The sequence below is a fragment of the Bradyrhizobium ottawaense genome, from assembly GCF_002278135.3.
In the GTDB taxonomy this organism is placed as follows: domain Bacteria; phylum Pseudomonadota; class Alphaproteobacteria; order Rhizobiales; family Xanthobacteraceae; genus Bradyrhizobium; species Bradyrhizobium ottawaense.
The window spans coordinates 5,058,294-5,079,983 of sequence record NZ_CP029425.2 but is presented as its reverse complement, the minus strand read 5'-3'; the positions used below and the strand labels follow the sequence as shown (position 1 = coordinate 5,079,983).

Here is a 21,690-nt window from a genome sequence, read left to right as displayed (position 1 = left end):
GGGGGCCTTCCGCCGCAATGGCGGAGGGAGACGCGGCTTGCTATATCTCGCCTTGAGGTGAGGACCAGCGATGACGCCCTATGACTTCAAAGACCCTGACGTACGCCGCCGGCGGTTCCGCCCGATTCCGGTGCGGATGCTGGTGCCCAACGTCATCACGCTGCTGGCGATCTGCGCCGGCCTGACCTCGATCCGCCTGTCGATCGAAGGGCGGATGTCGCTCGCCGTCTACGCCATCGTGTTCGCGGCCGCCCTCGATGGTATCGACGGCCGCATCGCGCGCATGATCAAGGGCCAGTCCAAGTTCGGCGCCGAGCTCGACAGCCTCGCCGATTTCGTCAATTTCGGCGTCGCGCCGGGCCTGATGCTGTATTTCTGGCAGCTGCACGAGCTCGGCAATGCCGGCTGGATCGCCGCGATGGTGTTCGCGATCTCCGGCGGCCTGCGCCTGGCGCGCTTCAATGCCACCATGGACGACCCGAACAAGCCGGCCTTCGCCGCCAATTTCTTCACTGGCGTGCCGGCGCCGGCCGGCGCGATCACCGTGCTGCTGCCGATCTATGTTGCGTTCCTCGATCTCGGCCGCTGGCCCGCCGCGATGACTGCGGCCTATACGCTGCTGATCGCCTTCCTGATGGTGTCGCGCCTGCCGGTGTTCTCCGGCAAGACCAAGCGCATGCGCGTGCCGCCGGAGCTGGTGCTGCCGGCGTTCGTCGCGGTGATCGTCTTCATCGCACTGCTGATCGCCTATCCCTGGCACGTACTCTCGTCCGGCACCGTCCTGTACCTGCTCTGCCTGCCGCTCGGCTACAAATCCTACCGCGACCAGGCCCGCGCGATGGAAGCCTCCGCGCCGTCGGGAGGCGAGGTCACCTCACCGCCGTCGGCGCCGACGCTGGCGAATTTGTCGGAGCCGCCCAACGAGGACGACGACCGGCCCGGACGGCTGCACTGAGCGACCACGCGCGGATATCTGCCATGAGTCTCCCCGAGTTGGGCTGAGACCTGATCTCCGCTATATCGCCCTGTGCCGGCGGCATCGCGCCAACAGCGACCGCCAATCTGGGAGAGAACGCCGTGACTGATAAAGCGACCGGGCCGCTGCCCGCTTCCGTCCTCGAAGCGCTGGGCCGCTACGACACGCCGACGATCTGCAATGCCATGGAGATTGTGGCGCCCGAGCGCCGGCTGATCGGCTACACCACCAAGCAACTGGTCTGCCCGTTTCCCGACCTGCCGCCGATCGTCGGCTATGCCCGTACGGTCGCGATCCGCTCGGTGCTGAAATCCTCGCTTCCGGCCGAAGAGCAGTCCAGGCGCCGCATCGAGTATTACGAATATGTCGGCACCGGCCATGGTCCGCGCATCTCGGTGATTCAGGATATCGATGGTCCCGACGTCGGCTACGGCGCGTTCTGGGGTGAGGTGCAGAGCAACGTGCACAAGGCGCTCGGCTGCCTCGGCGTCATCACCGACGGCTCGATCCGCGACATCCCGCAATGGGCGCCGGGCTTCCAGGCGCTGGCCGGCTCGATCGGTCCGTCGCATGCCTGGGTGCATGCGGAGAGCTTTGGCGGCGAGGTTCGCGTTGCAGGCATGACCGTGAAGTCTGACGATCTGATCCACGCCGACCAGCATGGCGCCATCGTGATCCCGCTCGACATCGCGGCAAAGCTGCCGGAGGCCGCCGAGCTCTGCGGCCGCCGCGAGACGCCGATTCTGGAGATCGCCCGCAGCCCCGACTTTTCGCTCGAGAAGCTGAAGGCCGCGCTGAAGCGCTCGGCGGAGATCCACTGAGGGGTGATGAGGCGGCCTAAGGCCGCGACACCGGTCGCGGGTCACCCTGTTCCGTCAGAAACAGGGCGGCCTGATCCGGCTCGCCGAACATCGCGGCGGCGCACCCGATCAGGGTGAAGCCGCCTGCAAGGTCCCACAGCGTGATGTCCTCCGCATTGTCCGGAAGGTGAATCAAGCGCGCTGCGATCACCGCGAAGGCGGCCTCGGCAAAGAGCACGAGGCTGAAGGCCGGCAGAACGAGTTCCGGCTCGAGCAGGTGGAGCGCCAACACCGCAGGCAGCGCGGTGAGAAGGCTGAACAGCGTCAACATTGCAAAACGGCTCCCGCGATGGAGCATGCCGCAGGGCCCTAGAATAGCAGTCATCCCTCGTTCCGCCCCCGTGGCGCAGGGCCGCAGCCGGAGGACGCACGATGAAGATGAATGGCAAGACGATCCTGGTAACCGGCTCGACCGACGGCGTCGGCCGCTACGTCGCGCGACGGCTGGCGGAAGACGGTGCAAGGGTCCTGATCCATGGCCGCGACGCCACGCGCGCGAAGGTGTTGAGCGACGAGATCGCGAAAGCCGGCAATGCCGCGCCGACCTTCTACCAGGCCGATCTGTCGTCGATGTCGGGTACGCGTGCGCTCGCCGAAGCGGTCATCCGCGATCATCAACGTCTCGACGTCCTCGTCAGCAATGCCGGCATCGGTTCGCAAAACGATGGGCCGCAGCGACAAGTCAGCGCCGACGGTCACGAGCTGCGCTTTGCCGTGAACTACCTCTCCGGTTTCCTGCTGGCCCATCTGTTGTTGCCGCTGCTCAAGGCGGCGGCGCCGTCGCGGATCGTCAACGTCGCTTCCCTCGGCCAGCACCCGATCGACTTCGACGACGTCATGATCACGAAAGGCTACAGCGGTTCGCGTGCCTATGCACAGAGCAAGCTCTCCCAGATCATGTTCACCATCGATCTCGCGGACGAACTGAAGGGCGCGGGCATCACCGTGAACGCGCTGCATCCGGCGACCTATATGAACACCACGATGGTGCGCGCCGGCGGCGTCACGCCGATCTCGACGGTGGAGCAGGGTGGGGCGGCGATCCTGCGCCTCGTCGAGGGCGACGATGTCGCAGGCAAGAGCGGGCTGTTCTTCAACGGCATGAACGAGGCGCGTGCCAATCCGCAGGCCTACGATGCAGCTGCCCGCAAGCGCCTGCGCGAACTGAGCCTGAAGCTGACGGGCCTGGCACGCTAGCGCGCCGCAATCATGGTTAGCAAAGCGTTGAAATTCGTGTCGGCAGTCGGCAAAGCCGGCCTCATCCCGATGCGTTGCCCCGGTCTGGCGCGCCGGCTCAACTTAACCTTTACGCGGCTTTAAGGGCGGCACTCTAGGGTTTCCGATGCGGTTCGGGGTTGGGCCGCGCCAGCGGCCAGGACGGCCGTTGTTGCGTACGCGTTGGAGTATCCCATGGATATCATGACGAGCGTCGGGCTCATTGCGGGCATCATCGTGATCACGATGATGATCTTCATGGGCGGCGACCTTCACATGTTCATCTCCGAACATGCCATGATCATCATCTTCGGCGGCTCGATCTCCGCCACCATGATCCGCTTTCCGCTCTCGGCACTCCTGCACGGCCTTCCGCTCGGCGCCAAGTTCGCCTTCACCATGAGCCGCCTGTCGGCGCACGACCTCGTCGACGAACTCGCCCGCATCGCCGAGATCGCCCGCAAGCAGGGCCCGGTGGGTCTGGAAAAGGTCGAGACCGACGAGCCCTTCCTCGCCAAGGGCATCCGCTACGTCGCCGACGGCTATGACCTCGACTTCATCCGCGACAATCTCGAGCGCGACCGCGACAACTTCCTCATGCACCTCGACGAGGGCAGCAAGATTTATCGCGCCATCGGCGACTGCGCTCCGGCCTTCGGCATGATCGGCACCCTGATCGGCATGGTGCAGATGTTCGCCAACATGACCGACCCTTCCAAGCTCGGCCCGTTCATGGCGACCGCGCTGCTCGCCACGCTCTACGGCGCGCTGGTCGCGAACCTGTTCTGTCTGCCGATCGCCGACAAGCTGCACGGCAAGCTGCTGGACGAGGAGACCAACCGCACGCTGATCATCGACGGCATCCTGATGATCCGCGACTCCAAGAGCCCGACCCTGGTGCGCGAAATGCTGCTGGCCTACCTGCCGGAGAAGCATCGCCACGCCGAGGGCGAGCCGGTGCCGGCGTAAGCCCGCCCGCCGGGATTTTGAGACATGGCCAAGAAGAAACGCGGCGATGCCCATGGAGGCGGTCACGGCTGGTTCGTGACCTTCGCCGACCTCATGGGCCTGATGATGAGCTTCTTCGTGATGCTCGTGGCGTTCTCGACGCAGGACGCCAACAAGCTGAAGATCGTCGCGGGATCGATGCGCGACGCCTTCGGCGTGCAGAGCGAGGCGCGCTATGCCGGCATCGTCGAGTCCGACGGTTTGCCGACCCGCCCGCGGCTGAAGAACGTCGACCATATCCAGCCCGAGGATGCCTCCAACACGCCGACCCCGGACCAGGAAGATCGCGACAAGACGTCGGGCGCGAAGATCAAGGTCGACCGCAATTTCGCGCTCGCCGCAGCCTCGCTGCGCCAGGCGTTGCAGGACATGCCGGAGCTGACCGAGATGTCCAAGCACATCATGTTCGAGGAGACCAAGCAGGGTCTCAATCTGGAGATCGTCGACCAGGACGGCCGCTCGATGTTCGCCGACGGCTCCAAGGTGCCCTATGACCGCACCCGCCGCCTGGTCGAGAAGCTCGCGATCCCGCTCAAGGCCACGCCGCTCCGCGTCTCCATCGCCGGCCACACAGCGGCCGGCTTCGTGCCGACCCGCAGCGACTACGGCGCCTTCGATCTGTCGGCCGACCGCGCCAATGCCGTTCGCCAGATCCTCGAACGCGAGGGCCTGCCGCCGTCGCACATCTTCGCCGTCTCCGGCAAGGCAGATACCCAGCCGTTGTTTCCGGACGATCCCTCGCTCGCGGCCAACCGGCGGGTGACCATCACCCTGATGCGCGAAGATCCGCCGCTGCCGCCGAATCTGAAGCCGTGAGCATCACCCGGGCACGGTGAGCACCTTTTTCCGACGAGATCCTGCCCGGAAAATAGGCCCCCTTGCGCTACCATTCTACCTGAGGCATGTCGTCGCGCTGGCAATGAGCGTGGCTGCAGCGTCACAGCATCCGGCTCTGCGCCTGCTATGGTGATGCGCCGATTGACAGGCGCACCGGAAGCGTCAAAAGGCGCCGGATCAATTCCAGGGAAGAAGCGTTTTCCATCTTCATGACGGCGAGCATCACACAGACCGAGACCCAGGACGGGCCGGTCACCTCGGGCTTTTGGTCCCTTACGCTCGGGAGCATCGGCGTCGTGTTCGGCGATATCGGCACCTCGCCGCTCTACGCATTCCACGAGGCGGTCAGGGGCGCCGCCCATGGCGAGCCGGTCTCGCGCGTCATGGTTCTCGGCGTGCTCTCGCTGATCCTGTGGGCGCTGCTGATCGTCGTCACCGCCAAATACGTGCTGCTGCTGCTGCGCGCCGACAACAACGGGGAGGGCGGCACGCTCTCGCTGATGGCGCTCGGCCAGCGCGCGCTCGGGCGGCGGAGCTGGTTCCTGCTCGCCCTCGGCGTGGTCGGCGCTTCCATGTTCATCGGCGATTCCATGATCACGCCGGCGATCTCGGTGCTATCGGCGGTCGAAGGCCTGAAGCTCGCAACCCCCGCGCTCGAGCATTACGTGGTGCCGCTCACCGTCCTCATCCTGGTGCTGCTGTTCGCGGTCCAGAGCAAGGGGACGGCGTTGGTGGCCTCGGCCTTCGGGCCGGTGATGGTGATCTGGTTCGCCGTCATCGCCGTGATGGGAGCGGTCCACATCGCCGACGATCCCTCGGTGCTGGCGGCGATCAATCCCTATTACGCCGTGCAGTTCGTGCTGTCGCACGGCACGATTGGCCTCGTCACCCTCGGCGCCGTGTTCCTGGCGGTGACCGGGGGCGAGGCGCTCTATGCGGATCTCGGCCATTTCGGGCGCAAGCCAATCCAGTCGGCCTGGATGTTCTTTGTGCTGCCCGCGCTCTTGATCAACTATTTCGGGCAGGGCGCGCTGGTGCTGTCTGATCCCAGCGCGATCGAGCACTCGTTCTATCGCATGGTGCCCGAGAGCCTGGTGCTGCCGCTGGTCGGGCTTGCGACCGCCGCGACCGTGATCGCGAGCCAGGCGGTGATCACCGGCGCCTATTCGCTGGTCTATCAGGCGGTGCAGCTCGGCCTCTTGCCGCGCTTCGAGGTCCGCTATACCTCCGAGACTCACGCCGGCCAGATCTACCTGCCGCGGGTGAATCGGCTGCTGCTGATCGGCGTGATGCTGCTGGTGCTCTTGTTCCACACCCCCAGCAATCTGGCGTCGGCTTACGGCATCGCGGTCTCCACCACCATGGTCGCCGACGGCATCATGGGCTTCATCGTGATCTGGAAATTGTGGAACTGGCGCGCTGCCACGGCTGCGGCCGTGATCATGCCCTTCGTCATCGTCGATCTGAGCTTCTTCAGCGCCAATCTCTTGAAGCTGCTTGAGGGCGCCTGGGTGCCGCTGCTGTTCGGCGTGGCCATGGCGGGAACGATCTGGACCTGGCGGAAGGGCTCCGGGATCCTGATCCAGAAGACGCGCCGGATCGAGGTGCCGCTGGACGATCTGATCCGCAGCCTGGAGAAGCGGCCCCCGCACATCGTCAAGGGCACCGCGGTGTTCCTGACCAGCGATCCCTCCTTTGTGCCGACCGCGCTGCTGCACAATCTCAAGCACAACAAGGTGCTGCACGAGCACAACGTGATCTTGACCATCGAGACCGCGCATACGCCGCGGGTCGATCTGTCCGAGCGATTCCGGATGGAGAAGATCAGCGAGAAGTTCTCGAAGGTCCGGCTGCGCTTCGGCTACATGGAGCAGCCGAACGTGCCCAAGGCACTTGCGATCGCGCGCAAGCAGGGCTGGCAGTTCGACATCATGTCGACGTCGTTCTTCGTGTCCCGGAGGTCGCTGAAGGCGTCAGCGCAGTCGGGTATGCCGCTGTGGCAGGACCATTTGTTCATTGCGCTCAGCCGGTCCGCCAACGACGCCACGGATTACTTCCAGATCCCCACGGGACGGGTGGTTGAAGTCGGAACCCAAGTCACCATCTAGAACGCAACTGCCTTAGTCATGCAAATTCGCATGTCTAAGCCCCGGAATCGGGCTAGGCTATGCCGGTAGCGCAGGACTATAAGCCGCGCGCTCTTCCGCCATTGTGCAGTGAAGCATTTTAGAGGCCACTGGGCTCTCCCATGACAAGCGACATAGTGATTTCCGCCCCGGAAACGGCGGCGGCCAATGGGCATGGCGAGGCCCATACCACCGCCCGTTTCGGCGCGCTGACCCTCGGCAGCATCGGCGTCGTCTACGGCGATATCGGCACCAGCCCGCTCTACGCGTTCCGCGAGGCGGTGATGGCGGCATCGGGCGCGGACGGGCTGCCGACGCCGGCGGCGGTGCTCGGCGTGGTCTCGCTGATCCTGTGGGCACTGATCGTCGTGGTGACGCTCAAATACGTCGTGATCCTGCTCCGGGCCGACAACAACGGCGAGGGCGGCACGCTGGCGCTGATGGCGCTGGCCCAGCGCGCGGTCGGCACCGGCGGGGCGACCGTCGTCCTGCTTGGCATCATTTCCGGCGCGCTGTTCTATGGCGATGCCGTGATCACGCCTGCGCTGTCGGTGCTGTCCGCGATCGAAGGCATGAAGGACGTCACGCTGCGGTTCGAGCCCTATATCGTGCCGCTAACCGTGGTCATCCTGGTCTGCCTGTTCGCCGTGCAGTCGCGCGGAACCGCCCGCGTCGCCGCCTTCTTCGGCCCGATCATGTGCGTCTGGTTTGCGGTCCTTGCCGCGGCGGCGATCCATCCGATCATCCAACAGCCGCAAGTGCTGTATGCGCTGAACCCGCTCTATGCGGTCTCTTTCATGTTCCACCACGGCATCATCGGCTTCGTCACGCTGGGCGCGGTGTTCCTCGCGGTCACCGGGGCTGAGGCGCTCTATGCCGATCTCGGCCATTTCGGCAAGCGACCGATCCAGACCGCGTGGCTGTTCATCGTGCTGCCGTCGCTCGCGCTGAACTATCTCGGGCAGGGCGCCCTCGTGCTCGGCGATCCCGGCGCCATCGTCAGCCCGTTCTTCCAGCTCTTCCCGCAGGGCTTGTTCCGCGGCTGCATGGTCGTGCTCGCCACCATGGCGACTGTCATCGCCAGCCAGGCGGTCATCACAGGCGCCTATTCCTTGACGCGCCAGGCGATCCAGCTCGGCCTGTTGCCGCGCTTCGAAATTCGCCATACGTCGGAAGCCCATTCCGGCCAGATCTTCATCCCGCGCATCAACCAGCTGCTGCTGGTCGCGGTGGTGCTGCTGGTGCTCCTGTTTCGCTCGTCCAGCGCGCTCGCCTCGGCCTACGGCATCTCGGTCACCGGGACCATGGTGGTCACGGCGATGATGGGCTTCGTCGTGATCTGGAAGGTCTGGCGCTGGTCGCCGCTCGCGGCCGGGGCGCTGATTGCGCCGTTCCTGTTTCTCGACCTCACGTTCCTGGCCGCCAACCTGCTCAAGGTGTTCGAAGGCGGCTGGGTGCCGCTGGCGCTCGGCGCGCTCATGATCATCCTGATGTACACGTGGCGGCGCGGCAGCCGCCTCTTGTTCGAGAAGTCGCGCAAACTCGAGTTCCCGCTCGCCGATCTCGTGGCGATGCTGGAGAAGCGGCCGCCGCAGCGGGTGCCCGGCACCGCGGTGTTCCTGACCTCCGACCCGCTCAGCGCGCCGACCGCGCTGATGCATAGTCTGAAGCACTACAAAGTGCTCCACGAGAAGAATGTCATTCTCACCATCGAGACGGCGCAGACCCCACGGATCGATCCGGCCGAGCGCGTGAAACTGGAGCAGATCTCACCGACCTTCTCCAAGGTGACGCTGAAGTTCGGCTTCATGGAATCGCCCAACGTGCCGAAAGCCCTGGCGATCGCCCGCAAGCTCGGCTGGCAGTTCGACATCATGTCGACCTCGTTCTTCCTGTCGCGCAGAGCGCTCAAGCCCGCCGTCCATTCCGGCATGCCGCGCTGGCAGGACCGGCTGTTCATCTCGCTCAGCCGCTCGGCCAACGACGCCACTGACTATTTCCAGATCCCCTCTGGCCGCGTGGTCGAGGTCGGAACGCAGGTGACGATCTAGTTCCACCGCTGTCATCGCCCGGCTAGGACCGAGGAGCCGCGGCGTGCTGGATTTCCCGCCTTCGGGGGGAATGACGCCGAACGAGTGGTGAGAGGTGCAGCAGCAGATTCGGGCGTCCTGAACGCCCCACTTCAAGTCGCTGCGATTTAGCTTTAACTTGCGCCGCGCGGCTCAAGCCTTTGTAGCGCTTGATTTTCGTGAGCCGAGAGGCGAGGTTGCCGCCGGCCGGGATAGGTCCGGCTGGCACGCGCGACGTTGGAGGATGATGTGGCAAACCAGGTGCAGGATCTGACCCCGGACGAGGTCTCCAAGGGTGTCGCGGAGGGCCGCTATCTCCTCGTCGACGTGCGCGAGCCGAACGAGGTCGAAGCCGAGGCCTATCCCTACGGCGTCGTGGTGCCGCTTTCGACCTTCGATCCCAAGGCGATCCCCGATCCCCAGGGCAAGGACGTCGTGTTTGCCTGCCGCTCGGGCAAACGCTCGGTGACGGCCTCGCTCGCGGCTCAGGCGGCGGGCCTGCCTTACGACAAGCATCTGGCCGGCGGCATGCTGGGCTGGAAGGCGGCGGGGCTTCCCAGCAAGGTCGGTGGCTAGCCCCGCGATGACGTCCAAGAGCTCTTCGCTGAACAAGGTCTTCGCCGACCTTCCCGTCACCATCTTCGAGGCGATGTCGCAGGCCGCGCGCGACAATGCCGCCATCAATCTCGGCCAGGGCTTTCCCGACGATCCGGGTCCGGAGGACATCCGCCGCGCCGCGGCCGAGGCCTCGCTGAACGGCTATAACCAATACCCGTCGATGATGGGCCTGCCGGAGCTGCGCCAGGCGATCGCGACCCATTACGGCCATTGGCACGGGCTCAAGCTCGATCCGATGAGCGAGGTGATGGTCACCTCCGGCGGCACCGAGGCACTGACCTCGGCGATCCTCGCGGTGGTGCAGCCCGGCGACGAGGTGGTGTGCTTCCAGCCGGTCTATGATTCCTATTTGCCGATCATCCGCCAGGCCGGCGGCATCCCGCGCCTCGTGCGGCTGGAGCCGCCGCACTGGCGGCTGAATGAGGACATGCTGAAAAGCGTCTTCAATTCAAAGACCAAGGCTGTGCTCTTCAACAACCCCTTGAATCCCAGCGCGGTGGTTTTTCCGCGCGAGGATCTCGAGCTCTTGGCGCGCTACTGTCAGGAGTTCGACGTCATCGCGATCTGCGACGAGGTCTGGGAGCACGTCACCTTCGACGAGCACAAGCACATCCCGCTGATCACCATTCCGGGCATGCGCGAGCGCACCATCAAGGTCGGCTCGGCCGGCAAGATCTTCTCGCTGACCGGCTGGAAGATCGGGTTCGTCTGCGCCGCGCCGCCGCTGTTGCGCGTCGCCGCCAAGGTGCACCAGTTCCTGACCTTCACCACGGCGCCGAACCTGCAGGCCGCCGTCGCCTACGGCCTCGGCAAGTCCGACGACTACTTCCTGTCGATGCGCAAGGATTTGACGCGGAGCAGGGACCGCCTGACCAACGGGCTGGAGAGCCTCGGCTTCCCCGTGCTGAAGTCGCAAGGAACCTACTTCCTCACCGTCGACCTGTCGCCGCTCGGGCTCAACGAGAGCGACACCGAGTTCTGCTGGCGGATCGTGAAGGACTACAAGGTCGCGGCGATCCCGGTCTCGGCCTTCTACGAGCAGGATCCCGTGACCTCAGTGGTGCGCTTCTGCTTTGCCAAGAAGGACGAGACCCTCGACACCGCCCTGGAACGGTTGTCGGACGCGGTGCGCGGTCGCAAGAGGTAGAGATGACGAATGTCGGCCGCTGCGGATTTGGCCTTGGCCTCGCGATCGCCGCCACGCTGAATTTGCTTTCCGCCCCTGTCAGGGCCGAGGAGCGGGTCGTCAATTTCTACAACTGGTCCAACTATATGGCGCCAGACGTCCTCGAGGCCTTCACCAAGGAGACCGGCATCAAGGTGGTCTACGACACCTTCGATGCCAACGAGACGCTGGAGACGCGCCTGATGGCCGGCAAGTCCGGCTACGACGTCGTGGTGCCCACGGCCTATTTCCTGCAGCGCCAGATCAAGGCCAACATTTTCCAGAAGCTCGACAAGTCGAAGCTGCCGAACCTGGAAAATGCCTGGCCGATGGTAACCAAGAACCTTGCGACCTACGATCCCGGCAACAATTACGCCGCCAACTATATGTGGGGCACGACGGGCATCGGCTACAATGTCGCCAAGGTGAAGCAGATCCTGGGGCCCGACGCGAAGATCGACAGCTGGGACATCGTCTTCAAGCCGGAGAACCTCGCCAAATTTAGAGATTGCGGCGTCCACATGCTCGACTCCGCCGACGACATCTTTCCGGCGGCGCTGAACTATCTCGGGCTCGATCCGAACTCGACCAAGCAGGCTGACCTCGAGAAGGCCGCCGATGTCGTCGCAAAAGTCCGCCCCTCCGTGCGCAAATTCCACTCCTCCGAATATCTCAGCGCGCTCGCGACCGGCGAGATCTGCTTCGTGGTCGGCTGGTCCGGCGACATCATGCAGGCGCGCGCCCGCGCGGCCGAGGCCAAGAAAGACAACAGCAGTGGCATCGAGATCGGCTACGCGATCCCGAAGGAGGGCGCGCAGATGTTCTTCGACAATCTCGCGATCCCCGCGGACGCAAAGAACGTGAGGGAAGCCTACGAGCTGATCAACTATCTCTACCGTCCGGACGTCGCCGCCAAGAACTCGGACTTCCTGTCCTACGCAAGCGGCAACCTCGCCAGCCAGAAGCTGGTCGATCCGAAGATTTTGAACGACAAGAACATCTATCCGGACGAGGCGACGCTCGCAAAGCTGTTCGTCATCACCGCGCGCGAGCCGGCGACGCAGCGGATCATCAACCGGCTGTGGACTAAGGTGAAGACGGGAAGGTAGAGGGGCAGCACTCGTCATTGCGAGCGGAGCGAAGCAATCCAGAATCTCTCGGTGAGGGCACTCTGGATTGCTCGTCGCTTAGCTCCTCGCAGTGACGGCAACTACCGCCACCTGCGGTGCAGCCACAACCACTGCTCGGGATGCTCGCGCACCCAGCCTTCCACGACGCTGGTGATCGCCTGGGTCGTGCCCTGGATGTCGATCTTGCCGTCGGCATCGCGCACCGGTCGGACCTCCTCGGTGATCTCGGCGGTGAAGCGGTCGCCGGGCAGGCGGATGATGCGGACGCCGTGGATCGGACATTCGACCTGGCGGAGCAGGCGGGCCAGCATCGGGTTGGCGCGGGTCTTGCGGCCGAAGAAGGTGACCTCGACGCCGCCGGTCAGATATTGGTCGATCAGCATGGCGACGTGCTTGCCGTCCTTCAGCGCCTGCGCGAGGCGCAGCGGCGCGTCGCGCCCGGCCGGGATCAGCGTGCCCATGTTGACCTGGCGCATCTCCTGGATGATGCGGTCGGCAGATGCGATGTTCGGCCGACGGTAGAGGATCGCGGCATCGAGGCCATGCGAGACGGCGGCGAGCGCCGGCAACTCCCAATTGGCGAGGTGAGCTGCAAAGATCAGCGCCGGCTTGCCGTCGTCGCGGATCTGGTCGAACAGCTCGATGCTGCGCGCCGGGAGTTCGATCCGGCTGTTTTCGGGATGATCGCGGTCGTAATCCCAGACGTGATCCATATGGGCGAATTCGGCGCCGACGCGGCCGAGATTCTCCCAGACGCCCATCAGGATCTGTTCGATCTCTTCGGGCGACTTCTCCGGAAACGCCGCGGTGAGGTTGGCGCGACCGATGCGGTGCTCGCGCAGGCGCGGGCCGATCAGCTTCACCACGCGCGCGAAAAAGTCCGAGGTCTTGACCGGATCGAAATAGCGCGTGGTACGCAGCATGCCGACGGTGGCGGCGCCGATCAGGCTGCCGCCGATCGATTTCGCAGCCTCCCGCGCGCGGGCCTTCGTCCTCGCAGGAAGCAGCGCCATGCGTCCGGTCAGGCCGGTTCGCGGGTCAGGATCAGCGAGGCGTTCTGGCCGCCGAAGCCGAACGAGTTCGACATCACCGCGGTGACGCGGGCGTCGCGCGCCTTGTTGCCGACGACGTTGAACAGGATCGTGGGATCCGGCGTCTCGTAGTTGATCGTCGGCGGGATGCGCTGATGCTCGAGCGTGAGCAGCGAGAAGATCGCCTCGACCGCGCCTGCCGCCGAGATGGTGTGGCCGACCATCGACTTGTTGGAGGTCACCGGAATCTTCTGCGCGAGCTCGCCGAACACGGCCGATGTCGTGTTGAACTCCATCTTGTCGTTCTCGGGCGTCGCCGTGCCGTGCGCGTTGATGTGGTCGATCTGGTCCGGCGTCATGCCGGCATCGGCCAGCGTCTTGTTCATGCAGCCGATGATCGGCTTGCCGTCGGGCGAAGAGCGGGTGCGATGGAAGGAATCGGTGAGCTCGCCGCAGCCGGCGATCACGCCGAGGATCTTTGCGCCGCGCGCGGTGGCGGCCTCGTAGCTTTCCAGCACGAGCGCGCCGGCGCCTTCGGCCATGACGAAGCCGTCGCGGTTCTTGGAGAAGGGGCGGGAGGCCGCCTGCGGCGGATCGTTCTGGGTCGACAGCGCCGAGAGCAGCGAGAAGCGCACGAGGGCCTCGGGGTTCACGGTGCCGTCGGTCGCGACGCACAGCGCAGCATCGGTCTCGCCGCGGCGGATCGCCTCGACGCCGAGCTGGATCGAGGTGGCTCCGGACGCGCAGGCCGTCGACAGCGAGATCGGCGAGCCCTTGGTGCCAAAGGTCTCGGCGAGATGCGCGGCCACCGAGCCGAACATGAAGCGGTGATGATAGGCGCTGTACTTGCCGCCGCCGGAGATGCGCAAGAGATCGTCATAGTTGAAGTCGAGCGCGCCGACGGCGCGGCCGAGCTCGCGTCGCTGTGGCCATTCGACCTCGACCGGCGCAACCGCGAGGAAGAGGGGCCCCGGGAAATCGGCCTTGGCGCCGATGCCGGCCTGCTCGAGCGCTTCTTCCGTCACGAGCTCAGCCATCCGCTCGGACAGGCCGGTGGAGGAGAATGGATCGACGCTGACGAAATCGACGGTGCCGGCCATCGTGGTCTTCAGGCCGTCGACCGGAAAGCGCGTGATGGTACGGATGCCGGATTCGCCGGCAACGAGCTTGGCCCAATTGTCGGCCTTGCCGGCACCGAGCGAGGTCATGATGCCCATGCCGGTGACGACGACGACGGGACGCCCGAGTTTGTCGCGTGGTGCAGTCATGTCGATCCCCCGATAGAGCTAGCTAACTGCCTCGACCAGCGCCAGGCCTTCGCCGCGCCAGTGTCCGGCCCCCACCACCACAATCTGGGTGGGCGCTCCCTGCATTTCAATCTCGGTGCCCGTCGAATCGTTCGGCGGGAACAGCGCACCGCGCGAGATCGACAGCGCGGCGAGCGCGATGCCGAGCGGGAATTGCGTCTCCATGGTGTGGCCGAACATCGTGCCGGTCGAACGCACCGGGAAATCGGCATGGCCCTTCAGGAAGCCGCGCTCTTCGCTCGTTGCGGGCTCCGCACCGGTTGCGCCTGAGATGATGGCGCCTTTACCTTCGCGCCTGGGCAGCTTGGCCCACAGCTGCTCCAGCGTCGCGGCCATGTCGCCGGGCTGCTTGCGCCGGGCGAGGTCGGCGACGACGCTCGACAGTCTTGCGAACGGCTTTGCGCCGCGCGCTTGCGCATGCGCCTTCGACTCCAGCACCAGGAAGGCGCCGGCAGATCCGAGCGCGAAGCCGGCGTGGTCCTTGCGCGCCCAGACGGGAGCGAACTTGTCCTTGAGGTTGAAATCGCCGAATTCGTAGAGGACGAGCAAGTCCTTGCGCTCGCCATTATGCGAGCCGCCGACCAGCGCGATGTCGCTCTCGCCCGAGGCGATGCGCGCAAGCGCAATGCGGGCAGCATCGGCGCCCGCGACCTCTTCGCCCATGAAGGTGCGCGAGGTGCCGCCAAGTCCGTGCACGATGGCGATGTTGCCGGCGAGCAGATTGGAGAGCTGCGCCAGGAACAGCGTCGGCCTCAGATCGCTCATCAGCCGTTCGTTGAGGAAGCCGGGCGCGTTCGCGCCCTTGGCCTCGGCCGTCAAGACACCGGTGTCGACGTTGAGATCGCGCTCGCCGCCGCCGGCGGCCACCACCATGTCGATCTTCGACAGGATGTCCTTGTTGCCCTTGATCCCGGCTGAATCGAGCGCAAGGCCGGCGGCGTAGGTGCCGATGCGCTGCCAGGCTTCCATCTGGCGCTGGTCGCCCTTCTTCGGGATCTGGCTGTCGAAGCTGACAGGCGTCAAGGGATGCACGATGTAGGGCGCAAAGCCCTTCTCGTCGACATTGATGCGCTTCTCCTGAAGCGCGGCCCAGTTGGCGTCCAGGCCCTCGCCGAGCGAGGTCGCGAGTCCAATGCCGGTGATCCAGACTTCGGTCTGGCCGGGCTTCGAAGCAGTGTCAGTCATGGCGATACGGCCTGTTGCGGAAAGCCGACGCGCTCGGCGACTTTCGTCATGTAGCCGCGCATATCCGCATTGGGGAAGGGGATCAGCGTGAAGGTGAGCGCCGAATTCGCGCGCAGCTTGCCGCCGACCCTGATCTTGGCTTCGGTCATGGCATAGCCGGAGCCTTCATGGATGAGGCTCGCCTCGATGCTCATGAGATCGCCGGGGAAGACCGAGCCGCGGACCTTGGCCTCCTTCACGGCGGCAAGGATCGGCATGCGTTCAAACTTGAACACGCCGAGCTGAAGCCAGCCCGAGGCCTGCGCCATCGATTCGATCAGGAGCACGCCGGGCATCAAGGGGTAACCCGGGAAGTGCCCCTCGAAGATGGTGCTCTCCTGCGGGACCTGCGCTTCGACGACGATCGTCTTCTCGTCGACCTTGAGGTCGACGATGCGATCGATCATGTGGAAGTATTCGAGTTGCATGACCGCGCGCTTAGGCGCTCGCGCCCTTGGCCGCAACCAGTTCGTCGATGCGGGCGCACAGGTTCTTCAGCACGAAATACTGCTCGGTGGTCGCCTTGCCGTCATTGACCTCCTGGGTCCACTTTTCCAGCGGGAGCTTGATGCCGAACTGCTTGTCGATCGCAAACGCGATATCAAGGAAATCGAGGCTGTCGATGCCGAGATCGTCAATGGCATGACTATCCGGCGTGATCGTGTCGCGCGGGATGTCGCAGGTTTCAGCGATGATCGTGGCGACCTGATCGAATGTGGAAGACATCACTAAGCCTTTGATATATTGCGGATATTTGTCAGGTTATCCAGAGTGGCACGGTGGGTGGGCATCGCGCCCCTGATGACGCCCTCAAACCCCCCTCTGGCCGGGTCGAAAGCCCGTATATCGGAGCGCCGCCCTGAGTTCAATGGAGGCGGGCAGGCGGTGAGACGGGGCTGGGGATGCCCCGCTGAAGTCGCGTGCCCGCCGGGGCCGGGGCGAGGTGGGCCTAGATGTGCGGCGTCGTGATCTTGACGCAGTCGCGACGGCCCATCAGCACGCAATCCTGGGTCCGGCGCAGGTCGGCGATGCTGACCGCGAGCCAAATTCCGATTGCGGTTAGCGCGATGGTGAAGGCCAGCGCCGCGATGTTGGCGAGCATGCGATGGCGGAAATTGTCCGGCTCGGCGCGGGGCTTCTCGTAGCGCGACAGGTCGAGCGGTTCGGGGGCGACTCGCAACGGCTGCACGGTACCGCTGCCGCGGTGGACCGTCGGGGAAGGCGAGGTGCGCGGCCTGAACTGGAGCACCCGGTGCTCGTCGTCAGAGCTTATGGGCCGCTGGGTCGTCATGGGGCGGGGATCACTCCGAAGCAGCGATTTTAGATAGCACACGTGATGAACGTGTTGCAGAAAATCTTCGCAATGCCCGCGTGCATTTGTACGCTCGCACTATTTGTGCATGGATTGTGGGAAGCGACCGCGGAACCGGCCGTCGTGTCGGCGGCAGGGATGCAAGGGTTGCGTTGCAACAACAGAGGTAGCAAGGGCCAAGGATTTCACACCTTCGTTCCCCTCTACATCGGCTTGTGATCTCCGCGTCCTTCCGAACACGTTTTGCCGCCGCATGGCCCATGTCATAGTCGTGGAACCTGAACCGTCAGTTGCATCCATGCGAGGGGCCTTCGACCATGACCACGACCAACGCGCGTGAGCCGAGAGTGCACCCGGTCCCGATCCTGTCGCTCCGGCCGACGCAGATGACGGTCGGCATGCGCGAGGTCAAGGAGAAGCGCAAGCGCTGGCGCGAGCATGACAAGAAGAAGCAGGCGGATCTGCTCGGCAAGCACATGATCCCCGTCGTCTACGGCCCCGACGCGCGCTACTATGTGATCGACCATCATCATCTCGGCCGCGCACTGCACGACGAAGGCGTCAAGGAGGTGCTGGTGACCATCGTCGGCGACCTCCGCATGGTCGAGCGCGAGGCGTTCTGGGGCGTGATGGACAACAAGCGTTGGGTCTATCCTTACGACGCCAAGGGCGAACGGCGGCAGTTTCGCGACCTGCCAAAATCGGTTGCCGATCTCAAGGACGATCCGTTCCGCAGCCTTGCCGGCGAATTGCGCCGCCTGGGCGGCTTCGCCAAGGACACCACGCCGTTCTCGGAATTCCTGTGGGCCGACTTCCTGCGCCGAAAGGTCTCGCGCAAGACGGTGGAGGCCGATTTCGACAAGGCGATCGAGAAGGCGATGTCCGCAGCCAAGAGCAAGGACGCGATCTATCTGCCCGGCTGGTGCGGTCCGGAGGACGATGATTAGGGGCAGTCGGGAATCGCTCTAGTGAGCTGACCATCATGCGCAGCCGCTCGCGTCAGTCGCGCTGGAAGATCCTGGCGCCGGGATAGGCGCGGCGAGCGTAAGTGACCACTAGCGCACGATCCTGCGTGTCGAGGAAGGGCGTTCGGATCAGGCACGATCCGACGATGAGGTGCCACAGGCCATTGAGCTTCTGGATCACGATCTTCATTTGAATAGTCCTTGATGACTCCCATTCCAGCGAATGCTGCTGGTCGCCGCAGTGCTTTAGGATCGTGTCCGCGGACGTAGAATTCCCAACACGGCCGGGCTCCGCTGCAAAATACGTCGACCATTGTTAGTTGGTTGCGGAATGCGTCCAGATAAGCCGGATCCCATCACAGGCGCTTGAGTGAAATCAATTTCCGCGCCCATGAAACCGTCCTGAAACAGAGCCGTCCCATCTGTATGGGGTAGACGAGCTCACACAGGAGGCGAACATGCGCCGTCTGGCTTTCGTAATTGCGTTGCTCGCGGTCGCTTCGGCAGGAATTTCGGCATCGTTTGCCGCAGTTCACCACGCCAAGTCGTTGACGTTCGCGGAGCGCTTTGCTCCGGCGCTCGAGTTGATGGCGAAGCGCTAGCGGCACGGCGCCTTGCAACCATGAGCGATGCCGCGGCTGATCGCTCGCGGCGGGACATCACGTCGCACCCGTCGACCGGCCAGATGCGGCGATGGCCGGATCAGGCTTGACTTGTCGCAAATCTGCGCCGCTGTGACGGGCTAAAGTCTCTCTGCATGGTTGCAGAAGCAGCGTTGTGCCCAGACGTCGTGGGCCCGGGCTCCAAGTCATGCAAGACTGGAGACATGACCATGAGCCTCATCTTTCGTATCGTCTTTATCATTGCCGGCGCGCTCACCGCGTTGTTCGTCGCGCGTGATGCCCTGAACTTCACCATCATCCAGACCTTCGTCGCCGTCCTGCTCGTGACAGCCGTCGTGGGGGCTGGAAGTCTCTGGAGCATGCGGCGGAAGACGTGAGCAGGACAGAAAGCGGCGGTTCGGCCGGGCTCAGCGAAACCGAGGCCCGGCTGCGGCTGCAACATGAAGGTTACAACGAGCTGCCTCGGCCCGAACGGCGCACGCCCCTGCGCATCGTGCTCGAGGTGCTGCGCGAGCCGATGCTCGCTCTCCTTCTGTGTGGCGGGCTGGTTTACCTGCTGCTCGGCGACCTCCGCGAGGCGCTGCTTCTCCTGGCATTCGGCGCCATCTCCGTCGTGATCACGATCGTGCAGGAAACCCGCACCGAGCGCGTGCTGGAGGCGTTGCGGGAGCTGACCAGTCCGCGAGCGCTCGTGGTCAGGGATGGCGAGCGGCGGCGGATCGCGGGCCGGGACGTCGTCCGCGGCGATCTCCTCGTCCTGGCCGAAGGCGATCGGATTCCGGCGGATGCGGTACTCGTCAGTGCGCGTGATCTGGCGGTCGATGAGTCCCTGCTGACCGGAGAGTCGGTCCCGGTTCGCAAGCAGGCCCTCAAGACGCCGGTCGCCGAGGCTTCCATGACTGAAAAGGTCGCCTTGGCCGAACATCGCCCGGGCGGCGATGACCTGCCGTTCGTGTATTCGGGCTCGCTGGTCGTGCGAGGCGAGGGCCTCGCCGAGGTCGAGGCCACCGGCCCTCGCAGCGAGATCGGGAAGATCGGACTGTCGCTGCATGGTTTGCAGTCGGAGCCGCCGCGGCTGCAGCAGCAGACCGCACGGCTCGTACGGCTTTGCTTTCTCGGCGGCGCGGCGATCAGCCTGGCGGCTGTCCTGCTTTACGGAGCGTTGCGCGGGGATTGGCTGCAGGCAATGCTCGGAGGCATCGCGATCGGCATGTCCATGCTGCCTGAGGAGTTTGCCGTCGTGCTCACGGTGTTCATGGCCATGGGCGCCTGGCGGATCTCCAAGGCGCGGGTGCTGACGCGGCGCGCGGCCGCGATCGAGGTGCTCGGCTCCGCCACGGTGCTGTGCACCGACAAGACCGGCACGTTGACGCAGAACCGGATGTCGGTCGCGGAGCTGAGGCTACGCGGCGGGACGAGCGTCCGCCTCGTGTCTTCGCAGCCGGCGCCCGTGGGAGCGGAGTTTTTCGAGCTGGCGCGTTGCAGTGCTCTGGCGAGCTCGCCCGAACCGTTCGATCCGATGGAGAAGGCCCTGCACGCGTTCGCGCAGGCGAACCTGCCGGAGGCTGATGAAACCCTGCATGCTCGGACCTTGATCCGCACCTACGGCCTGCGTCCCGAACTGCTGGCGATGACCCAGGTTTGGCAATCGTCCCAAGGAGTGTTCGCCTCGGCCAAAGGTGCTCCCGAAGCGATTGCGCGCCTCTGCAAGTTGCATGGTGCGGACCAGGACGCGATGCGGGATGCGGTCGCGGCGATGGCCAAGGACGGTCTTCGCGTGCTCGGCGTGGCCGCCGCGACCTGCGACGGCGAGGCCCTGCCGAGCTCGCAGGAAGGTTTTTCGTTTCGCTTCCTCGGTCTGGTCGGGTTGGCCGATCCGCTTCGTCCGCATGTCCCCGAGGCGGTGGCCGAATGTCGTTCGGCCGGCATCCGCGTCGTCATGATCACGGGCGACTATCCGGCGACCGCCATGGCGATCGCCGGGCAGGCCGGGCTCGACGTCAACGAGGTCGCGACCGGTGAGCAGATCAGGCTCGCGGACGAGAGCGGGCTGGAGGCCCTCGTCAGGAACGTGAACGTGTTCGCGCGGGTCCTGCCGGAGCAGAAGCTGCGGATCGTTCAGGCGATGAAGCGCAACGGCGAGATCGTCGCGATGACCGGCGACGGCGTCAACGACGCGCCGTCCCTGAAGGCGGCCCATATCGGGATCGCGATGGGTGGCCGCGGCACCGATGTCGCCCGCGAGGCATCCTCGATCGTCCTGCTCGACGACGATTTCGGCTCCATCGTCGCATCCATCCGGCTGGGGCGCCGAATCTACGACAATCTCCGCAAGGCGATGGCCTTCATTTTCGCCGTCCACGTTCCGATCGCGGGGCTCGCCCTGCTGCCGCTGGTTTTCGGGCTGCCTCTGGTTCTCGGGCCCGTTCACATTGCATTTCTGGAGCTGATCATCGACCCGGTCTGCTCGCTCGTGTTCGAAGCCGAGCGGGAGGAGCGCGATGTCATGACGCGCCCGCCGCGGCGAGCCGATGCGGAACTGTTCTCGTGGGCTTTGGTCGGCTGGAGCGTTCTTCAAGGCGTCATGGCCTTTGCCTTGATCGCGGTGATTTTCGTCGTTGCGCTTCGTTCCGGTATTCCACCCGACGAGGCGCGCACGCTGGCTTTCATCGCGCTGGTCGTCTGCGTCGTCGCGCTGGTGCTGGTCAACCGGTCCTTCAGCGCGTCGTTCTTGTCGGCGTTCTTCCGTCCGAATCCGGCTTTGCTCTGGATATTCCTGTCGATCGCGCTCGTTCTGGCCGCGGCCCTGTTCTGGCCGCCGGCGTCCAGTCTGTTCCGGTTCGGTCCCCTGCACCTGGACGATCTGATGGTCACGCTCGGCGCAGGATTGCTGGTACTCACGGCGCTCGAACTGCTGAAGCCGGTTTGGGGCCGGCGGTTGCGATTCTAGATCGTGACGCGGCAGGTCGGTCATCGCGGCGCGCTGCGGTGGATCGTCAGCGTCGGGAATTCATGCAGCCCGTGGAGGGCCGGCGCAAGATGCTGAGGCCATTTCATTAGAATGGATCCAGTCTACATAGATTCTACGACACGAACGTCCAAAAGACTTTGATTGTGCGTTCGGAGTCTTTGCATGGTCGTCCCGGTAAATTCGGGGACTGGGAATGCTGGAATTCGTGTTTGACGCACGCGCAACGAAGCGCGGATGCGTGTCGATGCTGTGC

Annotated in this window: 22 protein-coding genes; 14 read left to right on the top strand and 8 right to left on the bottom strand. The window is 64.7% G+C overall.

Annotated features, from left to right (window positions below; genetic code table 11):
• Nucleotides 1–70: 70 nt before the first annotated feature.
• Nucleotides 71–955, top strand: a complete 885-nt coding sequence (locus tag CIT37_RS24450; protein WP_028145265.1) for a CDP-alcohol phosphatidyltransferase family protein — start codon at nt 71–73, stop codon at nt 953–955.
• A 122-nt stretch (nt 956–1,077) separates the two neighbouring features.
• Complete coding sequence (locus CIT37_RS24445; protein ID WP_028145264.1) at nt 1,078–1,797, top strand: RraA family protein; 720 nt, start codon at nt 1,078–1,080, stop codon at nt 1,795–1,797.
• A 16-nt stretch (nt 1,798–1,813) separates the two neighbouring features.
• Here the strand turns inward: CIT37_RS24445 and CIT37_RS24440 are convergent, their stop codons facing one another.
• A complete protein-coding gene (locus CIT37_RS24440) occupies nt 1,814–2,107 on the bottom strand; it encodes a hypothetical protein (RefSeq protein WP_028145263.1) in 294 nt (97 codons plus the stop codon).
• Between the two features lie 101 nt (nt 2,108–2,208).
• Here CIT37_RS24440 and CIT37_RS24435 point away from each other — a divergent pair, with 101 nt between their 5' ends.
• The 8 genes from CIT37_RS24435 (at nt 2,209) to CIT37_RS24400 (ending at nt 11,983) form a co-directional block, all read left to right on the top strand.
• Nucleotides 2,209–3,033, top strand: coding sequence for an SDR family NAD(P)-dependent oxidoreductase (locus CIT37_RS24435; RefSeq protein WP_038946303.1), 825 nt, complete (start codon nt 2,209–2,211; stop codon nt 3,031–3,033).
• 213 nt (nt 3,034–3,246) lie between these two features.
• Complete coding sequence (locus tag CIT37_RS24430; RefSeq protein WP_018320941.1) at nt 3,247–4,020, top strand: motility protein A; 774 nt, start codon at nt 3,247–3,249, stop codon at nt 4,018–4,020.
• 24 nt (nt 4,021–4,044) lie between these two features.
• Nucleotides 4,045–4,875, top strand: coding sequence for an OmpA/MotB family protein (locus tag CIT37_RS24425; protein WP_028145261.1), 831 nt, complete (start codon nt 4,045–4,047; stop codon nt 4,873–4,875).
• A gap of 230 nt (nt 4,876–5,105) precedes the next feature.
• A complete protein-coding gene (locus tag CIT37_RS24420; RefSeq protein ID WP_038946304.1) occupies nt 5,106–7,004 on the top strand; it encodes a potassium transporter Kup in 1,899 nt (632 codons plus the stop codon).
• 140 nt (nt 7,005–7,144) lie between these two features.
• A complete protein-coding gene (locus CIT37_RS24415; protein WP_095425874.1) occupies nt 7,145–9,073 on the top strand; it encodes a potassium transporter Kup in 1,929 nt (642 codons plus the stop codon).
• A gap of 267 nt (nt 9,074–9,340) precedes the next feature.
• Complete coding sequence (locus tag CIT37_RS24410) at nt 9,341–9,667, top strand: rhodanese-like domain-containing protein (protein ID WP_026202463.1); 327 nt, start codon at nt 9,341–9,343, stop codon at nt 9,665–9,667.
• 7 nt (nt 9,668–9,674) lie between these two features.
• Nucleotides 9,675–10,856: an aminotransferase gene (locus CIT37_RS24405; RefSeq protein WP_095425875.1), complete on the top strand. Its 1,182-nt coding sequence runs from the start codon at nt 9,675–9,677 to the stop codon at nt 10,854–10,856.
• 2 nt (nt 10,857–10,858) lie between these two features.
• Nucleotides 10,859–11,983 (top strand): polyamine ABC transporter substrate-binding protein, encoded by a 1,125-nt coding sequence (locus CIT37_RS24400; RefSeq protein ID WP_095425876.1) that lies wholly within the window; start codon nt 10,859–10,861, stop codon nt 11,981–11,983.
• Between the two features lie 101 nt (nt 11,984–12,084).
• Here the strand turns inward: CIT37_RS24400 and CIT37_RS24395 are convergent, their stop codons facing one another.
• The 6 genes from CIT37_RS24395 to CIT37_RS24370 all read right to left on the bottom strand — a co-directional run bounded on the left by CIT37_RS24395 (nt 12,085) and on the right by CIT37_RS24370 (nt 16,857).
• Nucleotides 12,085–13,017, bottom strand: coding sequence for a lipid A biosynthesis lauroyl acyltransferase (locus tag CIT37_RS24395; protein WP_095425877.1), 933 nt, complete (start codon nt 13,015–13,017; stop codon nt 12,085–12,087).
• 8 nt (nt 13,018–13,025) lie between these two features.
• The gene (locus CIT37_RS24390; RefSeq protein ID WP_028145255.1) at nt 13,026–14,303 is read right to left on the bottom strand and encodes a beta-ketoacyl-ACP synthase; all 1,278 of its coding nucleotides are present in this window, start codon (nt 14,301–14,303) and stop codon (nt 13,026–13,028) included.
• 18 nt (nt 14,304–14,321) lie between these two features.
• Nucleotides 14,322–15,527 carry a beta-ketoacyl-ACP synthase gene (locus CIT37_RS24385; RefSeq protein WP_095425878.1) on the bottom strand — a complete coding sequence of 402 codons (1,206 nt, stop codon included), beginning with the start codon at nt 15,525–15,527 and terminating at the stop codon, nt 14,322–14,324.
• Nucleotides 15,524–15,994, bottom strand: a complete 471-nt coding sequence (locus tag CIT37_RS24380) for a 3-hydroxyacyl-ACP dehydratase FabZ family protein (RefSeq protein WP_028145253.1) — start codon at nt 15,992–15,994, stop codon at nt 15,524–15,526. Before CIT37_RS24380 ends, CIT37_RS24385 begins: the two co-directional genes overlap by 4 nt.
• 10 nt (nt 15,995–16,004) lie before the next feature.
• Entirely contained in the window at nt 16,005–16,292 is a 288-nt protein-coding gene (locus CIT37_RS24375; protein WP_007592476.1) for an acyl carrier protein, read from the bottom strand.
• A 223-nt stretch (nt 16,293–16,515) separates the two neighbouring features.
• On the bottom strand, nt 16,516–16,857 hold the full coding sequence (locus tag CIT37_RS24370) for a hypothetical protein (RefSeq protein WP_028145252.1): 342 nt from the start codon (nt 16,855–16,857) through the stop codon (nt 16,516–16,518).
• A gap of 338 nt (nt 16,858–17,195) precedes the next feature.
• On the opposite strand from CIT37_RS24370, the gene CIT37_RS24365 reads away from it, so the two are divergent.
• Nucleotides 17,196–17,825: a ParB-like protein gene (locus CIT37_RS24365; RefSeq protein ID WP_028145250.1), complete on the top strand. Its 630-nt coding sequence runs from the start codon at nt 17,196–17,198 to the stop codon at nt 17,823–17,825.
• A gap of 52 nt (nt 17,826–17,877) precedes the next feature.
• Here the strand turns inward: CIT37_RS24365 and CIT37_RS24360 are convergent, their stop codons facing one another.
• Nucleotides 17,878–18,033: a hypothetical protein gene (locus CIT37_RS24360; RefSeq protein WP_162832237.1), complete on the bottom strand. Its 156-nt coding sequence runs from the start codon at nt 18,031–18,033 to the stop codon at nt 17,878–17,880.
• Between the two features lie 268 nt (nt 18,034–18,301).
• Here CIT37_RS24360 and CIT37_RS24355 point away from each other — a divergent pair, with 268 nt between their 5' ends.
• From CIT37_RS24355 to CIT37_RS24345, 3 genes are all read left to right on the top strand, one after another.
• Nucleotides 18,302–18,445, top strand: coding sequence for a hypothetical protein (locus tag CIT37_RS24355; RefSeq protein WP_162832236.1), 144 nt, complete (start codon nt 18,302–18,304; stop codon nt 18,443–18,445).
• A 230-nt stretch (nt 18,446–18,675) separates the two neighbouring features.
• A complete protein-coding gene (locus tag CIT37_RS24350; RefSeq protein ID WP_162832235.1) occupies nt 18,676–18,843 on the top strand; it encodes a hypothetical protein in 168 nt (55 codons plus the stop codon).
• Nucleotides 18,840–21,416, top strand: coding sequence for an HAD-IC family P-type ATPase (locus tag CIT37_RS24345; protein ID WP_028145249.1), 2,577 nt, complete (start codon nt 18,840–18,842; stop codon nt 21,414–21,416). Before CIT37_RS24350 ends, CIT37_RS24345 begins: the two co-directional genes overlap by 4 nt.
• The last annotated feature ends 274 nt before the right edge of the window (nt 21,417–21,690 follow it).

Coding starts and splice junctions, on each gene's coding strand:
- CIT37_RS24425 (WP_028145261.1), top strand. CDS start 4,045: ATGGCCAAGAAGAAACGCGGCGATGCCCATGGAGGCGGTCACGGCTGG.
- CIT37_RS24415 (WP_095425874.1), top strand. CDS start 7,145: ATGACAAGCGACATAGTGATTTCCGCCCCGGAAACGGCGGCGGCCAAT.
- CIT37_RS24375 (WP_007592476.1), bottom strand. CDS start 16,292: ATGTCTTCCACATTCGATCAGGTCGCCACGATCATCGCTGAAACCTGC.
- CIT37_RS24435 (WP_038946303.1), top strand. CDS start 2,209: ATGAAGATGAATGGCAAGACGATCCTGGTAACCGGCTCGACCGACGGC.
- CIT37_RS24450 (WP_028145265.1), top strand. CDS start 71: ATGACGCCCTATGACTTCAAAGACCCTGACGTACGCCGCCGGCGGTTC.
- CIT37_RS24370 (WP_028145252.1), bottom strand. CDS start 16,857: ATGACGACCCAGCGGCCCATAAGCTCTGACGACGAGCACCGGGTGCTC.
- CIT37_RS24390 (WP_028145255.1), bottom strand. CDS start 14,303: ATGACTGCACCACGCGACAAACTCGGGCGTCCCGTCGTCGTCGTCACC.
- CIT37_RS24400 (WP_095425876.1), top strand. CDS start 10,859: ATGACGAATGTCGGCCGCTGCGGATTTGGCCTTGGCCTCGCGATCGCC.
- CIT37_RS24360 (WP_162832237.1), bottom strand. CDS start 18,033: ATGAAGATCGTGATCCAGAAGCTCAATGGCCTGTGGCACCTCATCGTC.
- CIT37_RS24430 (WP_018320941.1), top strand. CDS start 3,247: ATGGATATCATGACGAGCGTCGGGCTCATTGCGGGCATCATCGTGATC.
- CIT37_RS24440 (WP_028145263.1), bottom strand. CDS start 2,107: ATGTTGACGCTGTTCAGCCTTCTCACCGCGCTGCCTGCGGTGTTGGCG.
- CIT37_RS24420 (WP_038946304.1), top strand. CDS start 5,106: ATGACGGCGAGCATCACACAGACCGAGACCCAGGACGGGCCGGTCACC.
- CIT37_RS24355 (WP_162832236.1), top strand. CDS start 18,302: ATGCGCCGTCTGGCTTTCGTAATTGCGTTGCTCGCGGTCGCTTCGGCA.
- CIT37_RS24350 (WP_162832235.1), top strand. CDS start 18,676: ATGAGCCTCATCTTTCGTATCGTCTTTATCATTGCCGGCGCGCTCACC.
- CIT37_RS24405 (WP_095425875.1), top strand. CDS start 9,675: ATGACGTCCAAGAGCTCTTCGCTGAACAAGGTCTTCGCCGACCTTCCC.
- CIT37_RS24395 (WP_095425877.1), bottom strand. CDS start 13,017: ATGGCGCTGCTTCCTGCGAGGACGAAGGCCCGCGCGCGGGAGGCTGCG.
- CIT37_RS24380 (WP_028145253.1), bottom strand. CDS start 15,994: ATGCAACTCGAATACTTCCACATGATCGATCGCATCGTCGACCTCAAG.
- CIT37_RS24385 (WP_095425878.1), bottom strand. CDS start 15,527: ATGACTGACACTGCTTCGAAGCCCGGCCAGACCGAAGTCTGGATCACC.
- CIT37_RS24365 (WP_028145250.1), top strand. CDS start 17,196: ATGACCACGACCAACGCGCGTGAGCCGAGAGTGCACCCGGTCCCGATC.